19 protein-coding genes, 1 tRNA gene and 1 pseudogene are annotated in these 18,966 nt (G+C 30.9%); 16 read left to right on the forward strand and 5 right to left on the reverse strand.

What is annotated here, in order from left to right:
• The first annotated feature begins 13 nt into the window (after positions 1-13).
• The 8 genes from ACKI5C_RS07880 (at position 14) to ACKI5C_RS07915 (ending at position 7,152) form a co-directional block, all read left to right on the forward strand.
• On the forward strand, positions 14-1,138 hold the full coding sequence (locus ACKI5C_RS07880) for an adhesin (protein ID WP_407432611.1): 1,125 nt from the start codon (positions 14-16) through the stop codon (positions 1,136-1,138).
• A 39-nt stretch (positions 1,139-1,177) separates the two neighbouring features.
• Positions 1,178-1,858 (forward strand): MIP family channel protein, encoded by a 681-nt coding sequence (locus ACKI5C_RS07885; RefSeq protein WP_407432612.1) that lies wholly within the window; start codon positions 1,178-1,180, stop codon positions 1,856-1,858.
• Positions 1,859-2,166: 308 nt separating this feature from the next.
• Positions 2,167-4,182, forward strand: coding sequence for a phage holin family protein (locus ACKI5C_RS07890; protein WP_407432613.1), 2,016 nt, complete (start codon positions 2,167-2,169; stop codon positions 4,180-4,182).
• Positions 4,183-4,286: 104 nt separating this feature from the next.
• Positions 4,287-4,964, forward strand: coding sequence for a UMP kinase (pyrH, locus tag ACKI5C_RS07895; RefSeq protein WP_407432614.1), 678 nt, complete (start codon positions 4,287-4,289; stop codon positions 4,962-4,964).
• Positions 4,965-4,975: 11 nt separating this feature from the next.
• A complete protein-coding gene (locus ACKI5C_RS07900; RefSeq protein ID WP_407432615.1) occupies positions 4,976-5,764 on the forward strand; it encodes a TatD family hydrolase in 789 nt (262 codons plus the stop codon).
• Between the two features lie 14 nt (positions 5,765-5,778).
• Entirely contained in the window at positions 5,779-5,970 is a 192-nt protein-coding gene (locus tag ACKI5C_RS07905) for a DUF2116 family Zn-ribbon domain-containing protein (protein ID WP_407432616.1), read from the forward strand.
• A gap of 10 nt (positions 5,971-5,980) precedes the next feature.
• Positions 5,981-6,310 carry a YbjQ family protein gene (locus ACKI5C_RS07910; RefSeq protein WP_407432617.1) on the forward strand — a complete coding sequence of 110 codons (330 nt, stop codon included), beginning with the start codon at positions 5,981-5,983 and terminating at the stop codon, positions 6,308-6,310.
• Entirely contained in the window at positions 6,307-7,152 is an 846-nt protein-coding gene (locus ACKI5C_RS07915) for a hypothetical protein (RefSeq protein ID WP_407432618.1), read from the forward strand. Before ACKI5C_RS07910 ends, ACKI5C_RS07915 begins: the two co-directional genes overlap by 4 nt.
• Here the strand turns inward: ACKI5C_RS07915 and ACKI5C_RS07920 are convergent.
• Positions 7,127-7,939 (reverse strand): sulfite exporter TauE/SafE family protein, encoded by an 813-nt coding sequence (locus ACKI5C_RS07920; RefSeq protein ID WP_407432663.1) that lies wholly within the window; start codon positions 7,937-7,939, stop codon positions 7,127-7,129. The genes ACKI5C_RS07915 and ACKI5C_RS07920 overlap by 26 nt on opposite strands.
• Positions 7,940-8,103: 164 nt before the next feature.
• Between ACKI5C_RS07920 and ACKI5C_RS07925 the strand changes: the two genes are divergently transcribed.
• Both ACKI5C_RS07925 and ACKI5C_RS07930 read left to right on the forward strand, forming a co-directional pair.
• A complete protein-coding gene (locus ACKI5C_RS07925) occupies positions 8,104-9,102 on the forward strand; it encodes a hypothetical protein (protein WP_407432619.1) in 999 nt (332 codons plus the stop codon).
• Between the two features lie 34 nt (positions 9,103-9,136).
• Complete coding sequence (locus ACKI5C_RS07930) at positions 9,137-11,035, forward strand: MJ1255/VC2487 family glycosyltransferase (protein ID WP_407432620.1); 1,899 nt, start codon at positions 9,137-9,139, stop codon at positions 11,033-11,035.
• 23 nt (positions 11,036-11,058) lie between these two features.
• On the opposite strand, the pseudogene ACKI5C_RS07935 reads toward ACKI5C_RS07930, so the two are convergent.
• The 3 genes and pseudogenes from ACKI5C_RS07935 to ACKI5C_RS07945 form a co-directional block, all read right to left on the reverse strand.
• A pseudogene (locus ACKI5C_RS07935) lies at positions 11,059-11,976 on the reverse strand (transcription initiation factor IIB); the annotation flags it as partial.
• 50 nt (positions 11,977-12,026) lie between these two features.
• Positions 12,027-12,314, reverse strand: coding sequence for a Gar1/Naf1 family protein (locus ACKI5C_RS07940; RefSeq protein ID WP_407432621.1), 288 nt, complete (start codon positions 12,312-12,314; stop codon positions 12,027-12,029).
• A gap of 115 nt (positions 12,315-12,429) precedes the next feature.
• Positions 12,430-13,167: an RraA family protein gene (locus ACKI5C_RS07945; RefSeq protein ID WP_407432622.1), complete on the reverse strand. Its 738-nt coding sequence runs from the start codon at positions 13,165-13,167 to the stop codon at positions 12,430-12,432.
• A 435-nt stretch (positions 13,168-13,602) separates the two neighbouring features.
• Between ACKI5C_RS07945 and dnaG the strand changes: the two genes are divergently transcribed.
• From dnaG to ACKI5C_RS07975, 6 genes are all read left to right on the forward strand, one after another.
• Positions 13,603-14,817: a DNA primase DnaG gene (gene dnaG / locus ACKI5C_RS07950; RefSeq protein WP_407432623.1), complete on the forward strand. Its 1,215-nt coding sequence runs from the start codon at positions 13,603-13,605 to the stop codon at positions 14,815-14,817.
• 157 nt (positions 14,818-14,974) lie between these two features.
• Positions 14,975-16,345: a glutamate synthase-related protein gene (locus tag ACKI5C_RS07955; protein WP_407432624.1), complete on the forward strand. Its 1,371-nt coding sequence runs from the start codon at positions 14,975-14,977 to the stop codon at positions 16,343-16,345.
• A gap of 100 nt (positions 16,346-16,445) precedes the next feature.
• Positions 16,446-17,051 (forward strand): biotin transporter BioY, encoded by a 606-nt coding sequence (locus ACKI5C_RS07960; RefSeq protein WP_407432664.1) that lies wholly within the window; start codon positions 16,446-16,448, stop codon positions 17,049-17,051.
• Positions 17,052-17,095: 44 nt separating this feature from the next.
• On the forward strand, positions 17,096-17,485 hold the full coding sequence (locus ACKI5C_RS07965; protein ID WP_407432625.1) for a DUF1284 domain-containing protein: 390 nt from the start codon (positions 17,096-17,098) through the stop codon (positions 17,483-17,485).
• Between the two features lie 58 nt (positions 17,486-17,543).
• Positions 17,544-17,615: transfer RNA gene (locus ACKI5C_RS07970), tRNA-Gln, on the forward strand.
• A gap of 30 nt (positions 17,616-17,645) precedes the next feature.
• A complete protein-coding gene (locus ACKI5C_RS07975) occupies positions 17,646-18,833 on the forward strand; it encodes an ATP-grasp domain-containing protein (RefSeq protein ID WP_407432626.1) in 1,188 nt (395 codons plus the stop codon).
• Here the strand turns inward: ACKI5C_RS07975 and ACKI5C_RS07980 are convergent.
• Entirely contained in the window at positions 18,805-18,954 is a 150-nt protein-coding gene (locus ACKI5C_RS07980; RefSeq protein ID WP_407432627.1) for a hypothetical protein, read from the reverse strand. The genes ACKI5C_RS07975 and ACKI5C_RS07980 overlap by 29 nt on opposite strands.
• Positions 18,955-18,966: the final 12 nt, after the last annotated feature.

Here is an 18,966-nt window from a genome sequence, read left to right on the forward strand (position 1 = left end):
AAAGGTGGAGAGTATGAAAAAACAAATCATAATTATACTGCTAATATTTTTATTATTCGCATCATTTATTGGTCAGGTATCTGCAACAACCACCATATTTTTAACTTCAGATAATGTTATGGGCAATGATGATGAAGTTACCATGCTAAACTCCATTAAAAAATATATAGAAGAGTATAGTAACGGAAATATTAAAGTAATTGTTGACAGCAAATCACCAAGTCCGGGAGAAGCATCAAGAGCAATGGAAAGTGGTGCAGATGTGAATGTAGACTTTGCAGCGGCAGACCCGGGAAACTTCCTTATACTTGCAAAATATACTGTCAATACAGGCAAACAAACAATATTTGTAAACACAGGGGATTTTGATTTGGATACTGCAAGTTCCCTTAGAAGAGCCTGGGACGACAATTATTCTTCAACAATATTTGCGGGTTTGAATTCCCCTGGAAAATACCTCAATGAATCAGGCATTACATACATACAGCCACTAAAAGCATATCCTGATGTAGCCCATAAAGGGCATTTGACCCAAAATAACGAAGATGTGAATAAATACATCGCAAAGAAAATAGTTAATTCCATAGGCAATAGTAATTCTAAATACTACGATAATGATTTGGTAATTACCCATAAATTAGCTCCATCAAAAATGGCCAAAGCAAGTCAGGAATTAATTAAAAGTAATGATAAAGAAATGAATGGTACCTACAACTCATATACAGCCCCACAAGTATTATACTTAACAAGCTCTTACCTAAATGGTAATGGCCTTGAAAGTCCTAAAGAATACGGTGCACCAAGCAATCCGGAACAAAGCTCAATATTTGCGAAAAATTCCTATTCCATATATGATTACATGAAAATGGGAGGTATAGTAAAAGAGTTTATGGATAAAAATGGAAGAGCACCAAATTATATTGAATATGACGGTGCTAAAATAGGTTATTACGATTTAGTATACAATTTTGCAAAAATAACTGAAAACCATACCGATAACGGACATATGGATTTTGCAAGAGAATATCATTTCGATAGAATGAATGAATCAATACTTATAACCATATTCCCATATGTTTTGGCTATTGTAGTTTTAATTTTATTATGCATAGGATTGAGAAAAATAAGGCGAAGATAAATATATAACTAATTACTAACAATTATATGAGGTGAATTTATGAAAAGATATGTGAGTGAATTAATAGGAACTATGGTTCTAGTTTTATTCGGATGTGGAAGTGCAGCTATCGCAGGAACTGTACTTGGAAATTTAGGAATCGCTATGGCATTCGGTTTATCAATCGTTGCAATGGCGTATGCTATTGGAGACATTTCAGGATGTCATATTAACCCTGCTGTATCCATAGGAATGTGGATAGACGGTAGAATGGAAGCTAAAGACTTAATTTTATATATTATTTTCCAATGTATTGGTGCAATAATCGGTGCAGCATTACTTGCTGTTTTAATTAACTCAGCACCAAGCCTCGGAGGATACATGGCTACTGGATTAGGCCAAAACGGATTCGGAGCAGCATCAACTGTAGGTATTAACTTAACAGGCGCATTAATTACTGAAATAATATTAACCTTTGTATTTGTATTTACTGTACTTGGAGTTACTAGAAGTGAAAAAACAGGTGTTGTAGCAGGAATTGTAATTGGTTTAACCCTTGCATTCGTACACATTTTAGGTATCCCATTAACCGGTACCTCAGTTAACCCTGCACGTAGTTTAGGTCCAGCTTTATTCATGGGTGGAGTAGCTCTCCAACAAGTATGGGTATTTATAGTTGCCCCAATCGTTGGTGCAATCATTGCTGGTTTAGCACACAAAGGATTATATGATGGGGAATAAATAATTCCTCACTTTTTTTATTTTTTTTACAAATACCACCAAATTATCATACTTTTTAAAGATTTAAACCTGCCAAAATAATATTAATTATACAACATATTCAAGTTTTAAAAAAAAATTTATATGAATATTAAAAGATAAATTAATATTAAACATATATTACACTAGTGCATAACATAATTACAGAAATATTTATTTGTTGTGCAGTGCCCTTATTGATTTATCGATGAAATTTTTATCAAAAATAAATCTCGAATTATAATTAGTGTAAATGTTATATTCTTAATAATATAGAAAAAGTGAATACAATGGAATACATTCAAGATTTTGAAAAGCCTCCTAGAGTTACATTAAAAAGAAGTTTAATAATATTTTTTGGAAATGTAATCGGACTATATTTAATTATGATATTTGGATTGGGAATTCCCTTTGCCGCCTTCGACGATGTTATGCTGTTTGTTATATTTACAAGTATAATTAATGCACTATTATGGCCAATACTCACTAAAATTTTTATGCCATTTCTTGTTTTAACATTCGGTGTTGGAACATTAATTTTAAATGGGTTAATTCTGCAATTAATCGGCCCGCTTTTTTCCATATATGTTGAGGGTCCTGCAATTATTTTAGCTCCATTGTCTATGGCTCTTGTAACAACAGTATTGTCAACATTATTGACTATTGAAGATGACGGATCATATTACCGTTCTGTTTATAGGGATGCTGAAAAGAAACGTAAAAAGAAAACAAAAAATTATCCTGGACTAATTATTATTGAAATTGATGGTCTTGCATATGATGTTTTAAAAGAAGCAATTGATAAAGGTTTAATGCCTACAGTTAAATCAATGATCGATAATAAAACACATACGCTCAGAATATGGGAAACAGATTTATCATCACAAACCGGTGCAAGCCAAGCGGGAATTTTACACGGAAACAATGAAGACATTACCGCATTTAGATGGATTGAAAAAGAAAATGACAACCAGATGATGCAATGTTCTGGAGTAGACAGAGTTAAAATATTAGAGGAAAGAATTTCTGATGGAAATGGATTGCTTGCAGAAAATGGTGCAAGCAGATCTAATTTATTCTCCGGAGATACAGATAACGTTATTTTCACATTTAGTAAAATATTAAATCTTAGAAAATTATATAACAGAGCATGGTTTTCAGTATTCTCAAATCCAAGTAATTTTGCACGTATAGTCTGTTTATTTTTAGCTGAAATGATTTTAGAAATAATATCTCAAATAAAACACAGTATACTGAATATTAAACCAAGAATCAGACGTGGAATTACATATATTCCGGTGAGAGGTGCAACCAATGTATTTATGAGAGAGATTAATACATCAACATTAATTGGAGATATAATGGTTGGAGATGTTGATGTTGCATATTCAACTTATTTAGGTTATGATGAAATAGCCCATCATTCAGGTGTTCGTGACGAAGACGCATGGTTTGCTCTAAAAGGAATGGATAAACAGATAAAACGTTTAATTAAAGCAAATAAATATACTCCTAGAAAATATCAATTTGTTATTCAATCAGACCATGGCCAAACAAACGGCGCAACATTTAAACAAAGATACGGAGAATCATTTGAAGATTATGTTAAATCCCTACTTCCAAAAAATATGAAAATGTTTGCAAAAATGTCATCAAATGAAGACCACTATGCAGAATCATTCATACCATTTTCAAGAAAGAACGATAATTTAATTGATGAAGGAGAACAGCAGGAATTAGGTGACTCTGAAGTAATCGTTTTAGCTTCAGGAAATCTTGCAATGATTTATTTAACTCAATGGAGCCATAGATTAACCTATGAAGAAATGAATGAATTATTCCCCGAATTAATTCCTGGAATTATTAACAATGAATATATAGGATTTATCGTTGTCAGATCATCTGAAAAAGGAGACATGGCAATTGGTAAAAATGGTATTTATTATTTGGATACCGGAGAAATTGAAGGGGAAAATCCTCTTGAGGGATTCGGTAAAAATATTTCAAGACATGTTAAAAGAAATAGTTCATTTAAATACACCCCAGACATTTTAGTCAACAGTTTTTATGATAAAGAAAATGATGAAGTCTGTGCTTTTGAAGAATTAGTTGGAAGTCATGGGGGAGCTGGAGGCAGCCAATCAAAACCATTTATATTATACCCTTCAGATTGGGATGTCAGTGATGATGAAATTATTGGTGCCGAAAACATTTATAGAATATTAAAAGATAATTTGAGGATGTTAAAAGAAGAATCAGAAGATAATAGTAAAATATCAAACAATGAAGAATTGAAAGCTAAGTAGAAAGTTTGAATGCTTGAAACCAATCTACATTTTACTTATCTTTTATTTAATTTTTATATGCAATGAAGTACAACTTTTTATTATAGAACTGATAAGGTGAATATATGAAAATCGTTATTGCAATTGGTGGATCTATTCTATTGAAAGATTATGATAGTGAAAGATTCAAGCAATATAGTAAAATTCTAAAAGAATTAACAAAGGAACATGAATTATTCGTTGTAGTTGGTGGTGGAAAACCAGCTAGAGAGTATATTAGTGTTGTTCGTGACTTGGGAGCCGGTGAAGCTCAATGTGATGACATTGGAATCGAAGTTACAAGAATCAATGCTAAATTATTGTTATCAGCACTTGGAGATGCAGCTTATCAAAGAGTGCCACACAATTTCCAGGAAGCATTAGAATTTGCTGCAAGTGGAAAAATCATTGTTATGGGCGGTACAGAACCTGCACACAGTACTGATGCAGTATCTGCTATTTTAGCAGAATATGTGCATGCAGATAAATTAATTAATCTGACATCAGTAGACGGAATGTACACTAAAGACCCAAATAAATATGATGATGCAGAACTTGTAAGTGAAATAACTGCAACAGATTTACTAGATTTCCTTAACGGTAAAGATATGAAAGCAGGAACTTATGAATTCTTTGATACAACAGCAGTTCAAATGATTAAAAGATCAGACTTGGAAACTGTTATTGCAAATGGTTACGAACCTGAAAATCTTATCAAAGCGATTAATGGCGAAAATATAGGAACTAAAGTCATAAATGAATAAAAGGTGATTTTGTGGATAATTTAATTGATATTGGTTTAAATTTAATGCATTCCTCGTTTAAAAAAGATCGAGTAGAAATCATTGAAGAAGCTAAAAAGGTTGGTGTTAATCAATTTATCATTACCGGAACCAATATTCATTCAAGCCACATGGCCAGAGATTATGCATCCAAATATCCAAATACATTATTTTCAACATCAGGAGTTCATCCACATGATGCAAAAACATGTAATGGACATACAATTTTTGAATTAGAAAAAATAGCTGATGATGATTGTGTTGTGGCCATTGGAGAATGTGGGCTTGATTACAATAGAAATTTTTCACCACAAGATTTACAAAGAAAATGGTTTGAAGCACAGGTTGAACTTGCTGAAAAACTTAAAATGCCTTTATTTTTACATGAAAGAGAAGCTCATGAAGATTTATATAAAATATTGAGTAGACATGATGAAGTAATTGAAAAAAGTGTTGTTCATTGTTTTACTGGAACAAAACAAGAAGCTCAAAACTATATTGATTTAGGCTGTTATATAGGTGTTACTGGATGGATTTGTGACATGAAAAGGGGAAGAGATTTACAAGAGGCAGTAAGTGTAATTCCTCCAGAAAAATTAATGATTGAAACAGATGCACCGTTTTTAATACCTAAAAACTTTGATAAAAAACCTAAAAAGAATAGAAATGAACCAAAATATTTGCCTCACATACTCAAAACAATTGCAATTTGTATGGGTATGGATGCAGAAGAACTTGCATTGCAGGTAACTGCAAATACAAAAGAATTTTTTAAAATATGAAAAAGGTGATAAATATGGCAGTAGAACCTCATAAACATTGTCCAATATGTGGAACTCCAATTCCATTAGATGAACTTGTATGTTCCCCAGACTGTCAAAAAGTATGGGACGCAAGATTAAATCAAACAAAAAGAAGTAGAATTATATTATTTATTGTAATAGCAATATTTATAATTATATGGGCAATATTAACTTTTGTTAAATAGATGTGATAATATGATACTAACATCAGCAAATACACTGGAAAATAAACAGATTAAAGAATATAAGGGACTTGTTACCGGAGAAGCGTTAATTGGTGCTAATATTTATAAGGATTTATTTTCTGGTGTTCGTGATGTAGTGGGCGGTAGAACATCAAATTATGAAAAAGAAATCAAAAAGGCCCGTGATATTGCACTTCAAAGTATGGAAGAAAAAGCAGAACAATTAGATGCAAATGCAATTATTGGCCTTAAAATTTCTTATGATAATCTTGGTGGTACTATGGGCAATACCATTTTAATTACGGCCTATGGTACTGCAATCATTTATGAAGAAAAATGAAAATTGATAAAGAACGAATGGCAAATTCACAAAAAGCCTTTAATTCCATTGTATTAGGAACGGCTGCAGGTCTTTTAACGTATTATGTCTTCCTATACTATAACGTTGCTATTTTTGGATGGAATTTAGGTTTGATATTTGCTCCATTGGTTGCAGGTTATGTTGAAACAATTATTGCACAAAAATTAATTGGAGAAAGTATTGGAGCCATTAGTGCTTTTATTTTATTTTTAGTGACAGTAGTTTATGGTTTTATTATTGCAAATCCAACACTGGGATATAATGTAATCACATTTGGTTCAATAATAATCATTATTCAGGCAGCAGTTCCGACTTTTATTAATTACTTTGGAATTGTGGTTATTATTTCAATGATATCTTATCTTACAGGTTTTTTCAAAAAACTAACAGACTCCATTGATAATAAAATAAGAAAACTTTTAGGAAAAGAAGAAAAACCGGTAGAAATTATTTTACCCTATGATGATGAAGAAAGCAATAAAAAAATTAACTCTCTTGATTTTGCTTTTATAACCAGCAATAATCCAAAAGTTATTGAATATGATAATTTAGGTTATTTTTATACAACAGCTATCTTTGAGCGAAATACACACCTACTGCATGTATCTCCAGAAAATGTTGAAAGAAAGCATTTAAATGAGTTAAAAGAAGGAAAAGACAAATGTCTAATCAAATTATCTGAAGAAATAAAAAATGCCGGAGGCAATGGTGTAATCGACTTAGAAATTAATTATATTTTAAACGGTCTTGGAGGATCCAATTTTCAAATAATAGCTAGTGGAATGGCCGTTTACATCAAGGCAGAATCCCCAACATTTTAAGAGCTATATACATTACAACCACACCAAATACCTGTTTTAAACGTTTTTCAGGTAATTTATGAGCATACTTTGCACCAACTTGTGCTAAAGGTACTGAAAAACAAGCAATTAATAAAAAATTAATTATACTGACATAACCTAAAGAATATGGAAAAGTATTAACTCCCCATCCTGAAATAATATAAGATATCGTTCCTCCAATTGCAGTTAAGGAAATAAATACTGATGAAGTACCAATAGCTCGAATCATTGAAAATCCCAAAAGCATTGTTAAAATAACAATTAAAAATATTCCTCCACCAATACCCAACAATCCTGAGAAAAATCCTACGAAAAGACCTGTTAACATGATTGTTATAAAATTAAAATCAAATTTTGCTTTTTTTTCAGTTTTATCTCTTGAAAGGATATTTCTAATAGCAATAAACAATAATAAAATACCAAAAATTATTTCTAAAACGCCTGAAGGCAAAATTGAAGCTACAAAACCCCCAATAAGACTTCCAACAATACCAAAAATACCTAATTTAATTCCCGGCTCTACGATATTATCCAATTTTTGAGAATGTTTATAGGCACCGCTTGTTGCAGTTGGAATTATAATGGCCAAACTTGTTCCAAGTGAGATTAACATTGCAAGGCCAGGTTCAACTCCGATATATTTTAAAAGGAAATACTGAAATGGAACGATTAAAAATCCTCCACCAACACCCAAAAGGCCTGATGCAAAACCTGCAACAATACCAATCAAAATTAAACCAATATAATACTCAATTGCAAACATGATAATGTCCTTTAGTAAATAATTTAAATAATTAATTCAAATATCTAATCTTAATGAAGATAAACAAGAATATATTAGTTGGTATACTATTTATAATAATTGCCTGTGTGATTTTTATAAGCAATATTTTAAATCCGATAATTCACCCAGTAACACATTTATTTTTAATGGGATCTTCTAAAGGAAAAGATATAATATTTTTTGGATTGATGGGAGTATTATTAATCTCCACACAGATATTTAAAGACTTTAATATTGATTCAAATAAATATTTAAAAATTACAATAATACTGGGTTCAATTACATTAATCTCAGGAATACTTTTAGAAGTTATATTTAGATACCAAATGGGAATTGGCCTTAACACCATTTTTATGACTATGGGAAAAAGCATTTCATCAACAAGCATTCTACATACCCACCTGTTAAAGTCCATTTTTGGAGAAGTCATAACCAATTTAATGGGTCCGTTTATTGGAAGTGAAATCAATACTGGTGTTGGACTATATCAATACATTCCAGGTGTTGCAAAAATAATAATTATATTATTGCCGATTACCCTTTTGACATTATTATTGGCTATTAGAAAGAGAAGATTTGTTCAGACATTTCTGCTCTCATTTTTTGGATGCTGCCTATTAATTGGAGCATTGGATGGAGGATTATTCTCAACTCCTGCAATAACAGGAATATGTGGTGTGTTTTTAATTGAAAGAAACGGCATATGCATCGAACAAATTGTTGACTACATCATCAAAAGAGAAAAGATATGCGAGCGCTGCAAAATAATACCTCCATTTAAAAACAAAACTGATTTGATAAAAGTTTTAGTAAAGAGATATCTGCCATATATTGTTACTGCATTAATAATAATATTAAGATTTTCAATAGCTGTTATTGGGGCGAATACGGATTATTATGAAGTAGATGTTGCAAATCCTGCAGATAACATTGAATTAAATGATTTTCCAATAAAAAATGTGACTCATGATAGAAATAAGACAGTTTATATCATAGATTCCAATTATAACGAAATGGAATTATTGAATGATTTAAAAAGACCCCTAAACAATAAATGTGACTATTATACCGTGTCATGGAATACTTTTTCATATTTAGAACCTGACCATCAGATTACCCAGGCATATCACTTTTTGAAAAACTAAATTTTATTAAATATTAAAACAAATATTTAAGTATATGATTTTAAGCATTATTATACCGACATATAATGAAGAGGAATATTTGCCTATCCTTTTAAACAGTATAAAAAAGCAGAACTTCAAAGATTACGAAATAATTATTGCCGATGCAAATTCAACAGATAAAACTCGAGAAATAGCTGAAGAAAATGGATGTATTATTACTGAAGGAGGTATGCCTGGTGTTGGTCGGAATAATGGTGCTAAAATAGCTAAAGGCAAATATTTACTATTTTTAGATTCTGATTTAGAACTTACTGACGATTATCTTAGAGATTCAATATATGAATTTGAAATGGAAAGACTCGGAATTGCAATCACACAAATGAAACCATTATCCAAAAAATCAGAAGACCAGCTTACCCATTATCTTGCCAATCAATTTATGATTGGTATTGAAAAAATCAAACCACACGGAGCAGGATGTTATGGAATCCTTGTTAAAAAAGAGCTCCACGATAAATGTGGCGGATTTGATGAAGAATTAACATTCGGTGAAGACAGTGAATACATCAGCCGTTTGGGAAATGTTGAACGATTTAAAGTACTTAGAAAACCTAGAATAGGCGTATCAACCAGAAGACTTGAAGAAGAAGGATTCCAAAAATTAATAAGGCAATATGGAAAAAGTACATTTAATGATTTAATGGGAAAAAAGACTGAGGCTGAAGAGCTGAATTATGGTTTTGAACATGGAAAAGAACATATGAGTAAAGAACAGTTAGATGAATTTTCCATAGAATCCGAAAGAATAACTAAAATGTTTGAAAATTATGATAAATCTGTCGAAAAGGTAAATACTGCCAAATCATATTTTAAAAGAACAAAATCAATAAAGAACAGAGATAAAAAAATTGTATTTTATTGTGTTTGCGGTGAAGGAATGGGTCATGCAATAAGATCTGGAGTCATAATCGACAGAATAAAGGAAAAATATGATGTTTATATATTTTCACATGACCGCGCATACAAATACCTGAATGAAAAATTTGATCATGTATATGAAATTGGAGGATTCAATACCGTTTACATTAACAACAAAGTAAACAACACAAAAACATTAATTAATGCAATAAAAAGAAATCCGACAAATATTAAAGTAGGCTATCAGGAATTATATAAAAAAGCAAGGAAATTATCTCCAAATGTAATTATCACGGATTTTGAAATGTATGCAACTATAGTATCCAAGCTTCTTCAAATTCCATTAATAACACTGGATAATATCCATATGATTACTCAGGCACAAATCGATTATCCAAAAAACCGACATACCGAAATGCTTAAATCAAAAGGAGTGATTAAAGGGTATGTTGTAAGGCCAAAATTTCACATTATAACAAGTTTCTTCTTCCCGAAAGTAAGATCTGGAAAAAATGCAGTAATATATCCTCCAGTAATTCGTGAAGAAATTTACAAATTAAAACCTACAACTGAAGATCACATTATAGTTTATCAGACCAGTAAAGAAAGTGTTAAGCTTGTTGAACGCTTAAAAAATATGGATGAAAACTTTATCGTTTACGGATTTAATAAAGATAAAGTCGATAAGAATTTAACATACAAGTCATTTAATGAAAATGAATTTTATGAAGATTTTGCCAGCGCAAAAGCTGTTGTTTGTAATGGTGGATTTACATTTATAACAGAAGCTATAACTCTCAAAAAGCCTATATACAGTGTACCGGCAATTGGAAACTTTGAACAAACATTAAACGGATTTTATGTTAAAAAACTGGGTTATGGAGAATATCATGAAAACATGAGTGTTAAAAAAATCCAATTATTCTTAAAAAGACTTGATAAATATCAAAATAAGTTAAATAAAGTTAAAAGATATAATAACGATGCCATCATACGTGAATTGGAATACCGTATTGAAAAATATTCCCGTTAAAAAAAAATAAGTATTAGGTGAACTTATAAAGTTACACCCATATCTAACTGTTCAGTTAGTTCTTTGTATCTATTTCTGATAGTTACTTCAGTAACACCAGCAATTTCTGCTACATCCCTTTGGGTTTTTCTCTCACCAAGTAAAACTGATGCGATGTATAATGCAGCAGCTGCTACACCAGTAGGTCCTCTACCGGAAGTCAAACCTTTATCCATAGCTTTTTCAATGATTTCAATAGCTTTAGATTGAGCTTCACCAGATAAACCTAATTCACTAGCGAATCTAGGAACATAATCCACTGGAGATGTTGGTGGCAATTTAATATTTAATTCTCTTGTAAGGAATCTGTAAGTCCTACCAACCTCTTTTTTAGTAACTCTTGAAACTTCAGCAATCTCATCTAATGTACGTGGAACATTACATTGTCTACATGCAGCATATAATGAAGCGGCTACTACACCTTCAATACTTCTTCCACGGATGAGTTTATTATCTACAGCACTTCTATAGATTACTGATGCTGCTTCCCTTACACTTCTTGGAAGTCCGAGTCTTGATGAATCACGATCCAATTCTGATAATGCAAATGCCAAGTTACGCTCAGTTGCACCAGAAATTCTGATTTTTCTTTGCCATTTTCTTAATCTGTACCATTGAGCACGATTTCTTGCAGGAATATCACGGCCGTATATATCTTTATTCCTCCAGTCAATCATGGTACTTAAACCTTTATCGTGAATAGTGTATGTTATTGGAGCACCGACTCTTGTACGTTTATCTCTTTGTTCATGGTCAAATGCCCTCCATTCGGGACCCATATCTACTAAATTCTCATCGATTACTAATCCACAATGAGAACAGACAACTTCTGCTCTTTCATAATCTCCGATTAATTCTGTAGAACCACATTCTGGACAGACAGCTGTTTTAGTCTCTTCTTCACCATTTCTTGCTGCCCTATCAGATCTTTTTCTACGTCTAGGGGGTTGATTTACTTCTTCTGACGTGGTTTCATCCTCCTTTTTTTATGTTTTTTAGATTTTGGTTTTGATACAAACAGTTCTTCACCATAATTTTCTTTAATTTCATCTCGATTAGCTGATTTAAATAAGCGAATCGAAATGTATGGTTGTTTAGTAGGTCCAAAAACATAGCTTACCTTCCCTATTTTGTTTTTATTACTATCAAAAACAATTCCACCACTGGTTGGTGTCTGGGAAGACCTTGCTATCAATTTACCAGAGTTTGCAATATGCAAACTATTTCCTAAAAATTTCATATAATCAAACTAAAAATTAAATCTGTATCGTTTATATATTTAGAATACTTACATATATAAAGATATCGATATATTTATATATAGAAATAATAAGTTATTTAAATAATTTTATATTTTATCTTAGGCCTACAACATGGGATAATGACATTCCGGAATTTAACATGTCGGTGATTTTTTTCTCCTTAAGCTTTATCTCAAAGGTTTTATTCATAACTTGTGTGAAAAGCTCCTCAGGAATAATCACGACTCCAGTTTCATCACCATATAAAAAGTCACCTGCAGATATTTCCATAGACTCTAAAACCAAATCCACATTAATTTTGCCAAAACCGAAAGCTTTACCTGCATTAGGACGGAATCCACAAGCAAAAATAGGGTAATCCATATATAAAAGTGCATCCAAATCACGTACGCAACCATAAACCAATGTTGCCTTAACACCATGATTTTTAGCACAGGTAGAAGCTAATTCACCCCATATTGCAGCATCCATATCACCAGTATCCACAAGTAAAACATCACCGTCATCAGCTTCATCAATAGCTAAAGTAATGGTTCCCCAGTCATCGCTACTTGTTTTAACTGTAGTAATTTTTCCCCAAGCTTTTAAATTATTAATTGATTTTAAATTATAAAGAACCCCTGATCTATTAGCAATTTCATTGAATGCATCTGAAATTTGACAGGTAGAAACCTGAGATAAAAATGAATTTAAATTAATGAATTCATCATAATTATTACCGTTGAAAGTTAAATCCTCAATTGTAATATTTTCTAGAGATATGTCTTTAAATTCCTTTATTTTAGTTAAATCCTTTTTATTATGTAATAAATCTTGAGGTTTTATTGACATTAAATCACCATATATTTTCAATAATTATTATATGTAAAAAATATAATAAAAAAATTTCTATAAACAATATTTTATATATTAGTTTAACTAAAATATTAATTGTAGTATTTGAACTAATACTTATTTATTATATGCTGAAAAGTGCATTTATTCATTATTATTAATTTATTTATTAACATTTTGATTAACAAAAAAAGGAGAAAATTTAATTATTAAAAAAGATTTAAAATAAAAACTGGGAAATTTACAAAATTAAGGAACAATAAGACAATTTAGACCCAATAATTAAATTTTCATTAGTACTTTTACTCTTTTTAGTGTATGATAGATTAAATTAAAAACATGTTTATCGTATAATTTATTAATTGCCTAAAAATAATTATAATTTTTAGAAAGATATAAATTAACCCGATTAATAAGCTAGGGGGCTTAAATATGGGAAAAGGCGAAGAATTAACTACAACAAAATATTTAATCCATGCACAAATTACTGCAAATGGAATTGTAGAAAAACCTGATGTTGTCGGTGCAGTATTCGGACAAACTGAAGGTTTATTAAGTAACGATTTAGATTTAAGAGAACTACAAAGAACTGGTAGAATAGGTAGGATTCAAGTTAATATTCATTCTAACAGCGGAAGAGCAAAAGGAGACATTGTAATTCCTTCAAGTTTAGATAGAGTTGAAACCGCCATTCTTGCAGCATCATTAGAAACTATTAATCGTGTTGGACCATGCGAAGCAGAAATCCAAACATTAAAAGTTGAAGACGTACGTGCTGTTAAAAGAGAACAAGTAGTAAACCGTGCAAAAGAAATTTATAAAAACATGGTTGAAAGTGTCGGTCCGGCAAGCATGAAAATGATTGAAGAAGTAAGAGAAGCTATGCGTGTTCATGAAATTTCAGAATACGGGGATGACAGATTACCTGCAGGCCCAAGCATACACACTTCAGATGCAATCATTGTTGTTGAAGGACGTAGCGATGTTTTAAATTTACTCAAATACGGCATTAAAAATACTGTAGCTGTTGAAGGAGTAAGCGTTCCACAATCTATCGGAGAATTAAGTAAAAAAAGAACCACTACTGCATTTGTAGATGGTGACCGTGGTGGAGAATTAATCTTAAAAGAACTTTTACAAATCGGTGATGTTGACTACATTACCCGTGCTCCTCAAGGTAAAGAAGTAGAAGACTTGGAAAAAGATGAAGTGCTAATTGCACTTAGAGATAAAGTTCCTACTGCACAATTCTTAGCAAATCACAATATTCTTTCAGAATCCAAAAATAATTCAAACAATAACAGACGTGACAAAAATCAGAACAGAAAACAACAAAAATTCAATAAAGAACCAGAAGTTGAAGATGATGAAGTCATTCTAATGAAAGATATGCTAAAGGAATTTGAAGGCACTGGATGTGGAGCAATCTTGGATGAAGCATTGAATATGACTAAAGAAGTTTCTATTGAAAATATATATGAAGAAATGAAAAATATTGAAGGAACTGCAGATACAGTAATATTTGATGGAATCATAAGTCAAAGATTAGTTGATGTTGCTTCTCAAAAAGGAATAAACAAATTAGTTGCTTTCAAAGCAAACATCGTTAAAAAACCACATAACTTAAAAATTATTACAATTGAATAATGGGGATTTATTAATCCTCAATTTACTATTTTTTTAAACAAAAATCACCAATACCCTAATTTAAATTAAATATGTACATTTAATTAAAAAACCATCCACTACTTCCTATAAAAAGTTACCATACGTTTAAATAGTACAAAGCCCAAATAAACACAACATGATTTACAAATGTTTAATCTGCGGACACATTCATAATGAAGAATCCACAGGCGTTTTACTGAAAGATTTGGGCAAATGTCCAGTCTGTAAACAGGATATTTCAAATTTTGTTGAAATTGAAAAAACGGAAAGTTTTGATTCACCAGAATTAGCCTACAATAAAGAATTTGCCAAATCCGATAAAGATGAAAGGGCAATGGATTTAATTCATGAAATGGCAATAAGTGGCGAAAGCATTGTTTCTGCAATGGGAACAGACTTAAAAATGCCTAATTGGGATGACATTTTAATTTTAGGTTGTCAAATAAATCCACAACCTTTGGAAAAAGATATTGATGTTAATACACAAACCATAATAGGTAAAAATGCTTCAAAACCATTGATAATCGAAACCCCTGTGTATATAACACATATGTCATTTGGAGCACTTTCAAAAGAAGTAAAAATCGCTCTTGCAAAAGGAAGTGCTGGAGTTAAAACTGCCCAATGTAGTGGTGAAGGTGGAATTCTAGCTGAAGAAAAAGAAAATGCATACAAATATATTTTCGAATATGTTCCAAATAAATACAGCGTTAATGATGAAAATCTAAAAAGCAGTGATGCAATTGAAATTAAAATCGGTCAGGCAACAAAGCCCGGCCTTGGAGGTCAGCTTGAAGGAGTTAAAGTAACTTCAGATATTGCAAAAGTCAGAAATAAACCTGAAGGTATGGATATCCATTCCCCTGCAACAATTCCAGAAGTAAACTCAAAAGAAGACTTGAAAAATTTAGTATCAATGCTTCGTGAAAAATCTGAAGGCAGACCAATCGGTTTAAAACTTGCAGCAGGCCACATTGAAGAAGATCTTGAATATGCAATATATTCCGGCGCTGATTTTGTAACTATTGACGGAAGAGGAGGATCAACAGGTGCAAGCCCTAAAATAATCAAGGATTCAACATCCGTTCCAACAATATATGCCCTGTCAAGAGCTAGAAAATATTTGGATGAAAAAAATTCTGATATGAACCTAATCATTACTGGAGGATTAAGATTATCATCAGATTTTGCAAAAGCATTAGCTATGGGGGCTGATGCAATAGCAATTGGTACTGGAGCATTAATAGCTGCAGCATGCCAGCAATACAAAATCTGTCATACTGGCCAATGCCCTGTAGGTGTTGCAACACAGGATAATGAATTACGGGAAAGATTGGAAACAGATTTGGCTGCTAAAAGAGTTGAAAATTATCTTAAGGTATCAACAGAAGAGTTAAAAACATTTGCAAGAATTACCGGACACAATAATGTTCATGACCTGAATCTGAATGACATAAGAACAATTAATTCAGAAATATCTGACTATACTGACATTAAACATGTTTGATAATAGCATGCACAATTAAAATAGAAAATTGCTATAATTATAAATATTAATAGCAACAAATATTAATAAGGAAATTAAATTAGGAGGAAATTTAATGAATATAAACATTGAAAATTATTATGTAGCTAGAAAAGACATTTTTGAAAGATTCCAAGAATCTAGCACAGCAACAAAAGTAGTCTTTTCATTTATAATGGCTTGTATTACTGGTTTAATGGCTCAAATCATTATTCCTCTCCCATGGACTCCAGTACCAATTACAGCTCAAACATTTGCGGTACTATGTTCTGGATTATTCCTTGGTAAAAAATATGGATGTTTAAGCCAAATAATTTATATTGTTTTAGGAATTGCATTCGTCCCATGGTTTGGAGGAATGACTGGTGGATTAGACGTTGTACTTGGATCCACTGGCGGATATTTTGTTGGATTTATAATTGCATCATACTTTATAGGATATATTACTGAAAATTATGCTAAAGCACGTAATTTTACCCGTATGTTTGCAGTTATTGGTGTAGCTAACTTTGCATTAATCTACATTCCAGGTCTTTTAGGATTAGCATTATGGTTCTATTTAACCCAAGGTGCAGTTTTAGGAATTGTAGATTTATTATTAATGGGTCTTGTTCCATTTATATTTGGAGACCTTGTTAAAATTGCTGCTGTTTCTGGATTATCAAAAGTTTGCTTACCAAAAGAATAAGAGGTTAATTTTTAACCTTTTTACTATTTTTTTTAAAGATTGCTATGAAAATTAAATTAAGAGGTCATCATTTGTTATGTCTTCAGGGTTTTCAGGGTTATGGATATAGCAAAGACTTTGTTTTAAATATGACTCGCATTAATGAATTGAGAAAAACTAATGACTGCACAATCACATTAACAAATGAACCTGATGATATTTGTTCCGCATGTCCAAATTTAAAGAACAACTTATGTGAAAATGAAAAACAGAATGAAATTATTGTAAAAATGGATGAAGAAGTCCTATCACAATTAAATTCTGATATAGAATATAATTCCATAGATTTATTCAATGAAGTTTCATCAAAATTCAATTCATTGAAAAGTGTTGAAAATGTTTGTAATGGCTGTAAATGGGTAAATAAATGCTTATTTTACAAAAAATTAAAATAAAACGATACATTTAAATACTACTTAAAATATATATTAAAATGTTGTTATATTGCAACATAGTCCCGTAGGGTAGTGGTAATCCTTCTAGGCTTTGGACCCGGAGACGGCGGTTCGACTCCGCTCGGGACTATTCAAATAACTTTTTTTATGAGATTTTTTTATGGAAAAGCTATTACTTATTGGAATTAATACAAGAAGTATGCTTAATAGTGCATTAAAATTAGATTACGAGATTTTTTCAACCAGCTATTTTTCAACATCAGATACACCAACAATCAAAAACCAGAAAATAATTTTAGAAGAAAAAAATAACGAAAGTTCCGGTGTTTTTGAAGATGAATTTAATAGTGCAAGTATTTTAGAGATTTCCAGAGATTACATTGATGAAGTTGACTATATAATACCTATTTCCGGAATTTCACCAAACGACTTTACAAAAAAAGACCAAAAAAAGATTCTTGGAAATAAAAATACTTCAGATATTGAAGATAAATTCAAATTTTATAAAAAGATCCAGGATGAATTTAAAGTTCCTGAAACTTTTTTAATAAAAGATGTAGATGAAGCGATTGAAATAAGTAAAAATAAATCCGATGTTAAATATATTGTAAAACCTCTTAAAGGATCTGGTGGTTACAACATAAATCTTTTAAATAATGATGGCTATATTCAATTAAATGATGGTGAAAAATTCATCCTCCAAGAATATATTGAGGGGATAAATTTAAGTTCATCAGTACTTGGAAGTAAGGATATGAAAAAAACCATAATGAACTCAAGATTACTGACAGAACACGATTTTAAAAAGAACAATAGCTACATATATATTGGAAATATCTTACCTTTAACAAATAAATCCATATTAACAAATGTTAAGGATATAGATAAAATAAATACTGAAATGATTAAAACATCACAAAAGTTAGCATACAAATTTGATTTAATAGGTTCTAATGGTGTTGATTATATTTTAAATAAAAATGGATTATATGTTATTGAGATAAATCCAAGAATTCAAGGAACATTTGAATGTATAGAAAAATCTCTCGGAATAAATATGTTGGATGCTCATATTAAATCATGCAAAAATGAAATCATTAAAATTCCAAAAGCAAAATATTACAGTTATAAAAAAATTATTTATGCACCATGCCGAAATAAATATTCAAAAATAGATTTAAATAACATTTACGATTTACCACATATTGATACAATAACTGAAAAATCAGAACCATTACTAACAATAATAGATAAAAATACTGATTTTAATAAATTATATAAAAAAGTTGAATATAGTTCTTCAATTGTAAATCAAGAAGTTAAAAAACACGAAGTAGATACAATATAAATAATATAAATCCTATTGTAATTAAAAAAGTGGTGGCAATCATAGCATAAGTCATCCAGACAAATATTCTGGCCTTATTTTCCGGATCTTTCATAAATTGGTCAATCGGATCTCTTCTCATTTTTTACACCAT

Source organism: Methanobrevibacter sp. (assembly GCF_045646045.1).
Lineage (GTDB): Archaea > Methanobacteriota > Methanobacteria > Methanobacteriales > Methanobacteriaceae > Methanocatella.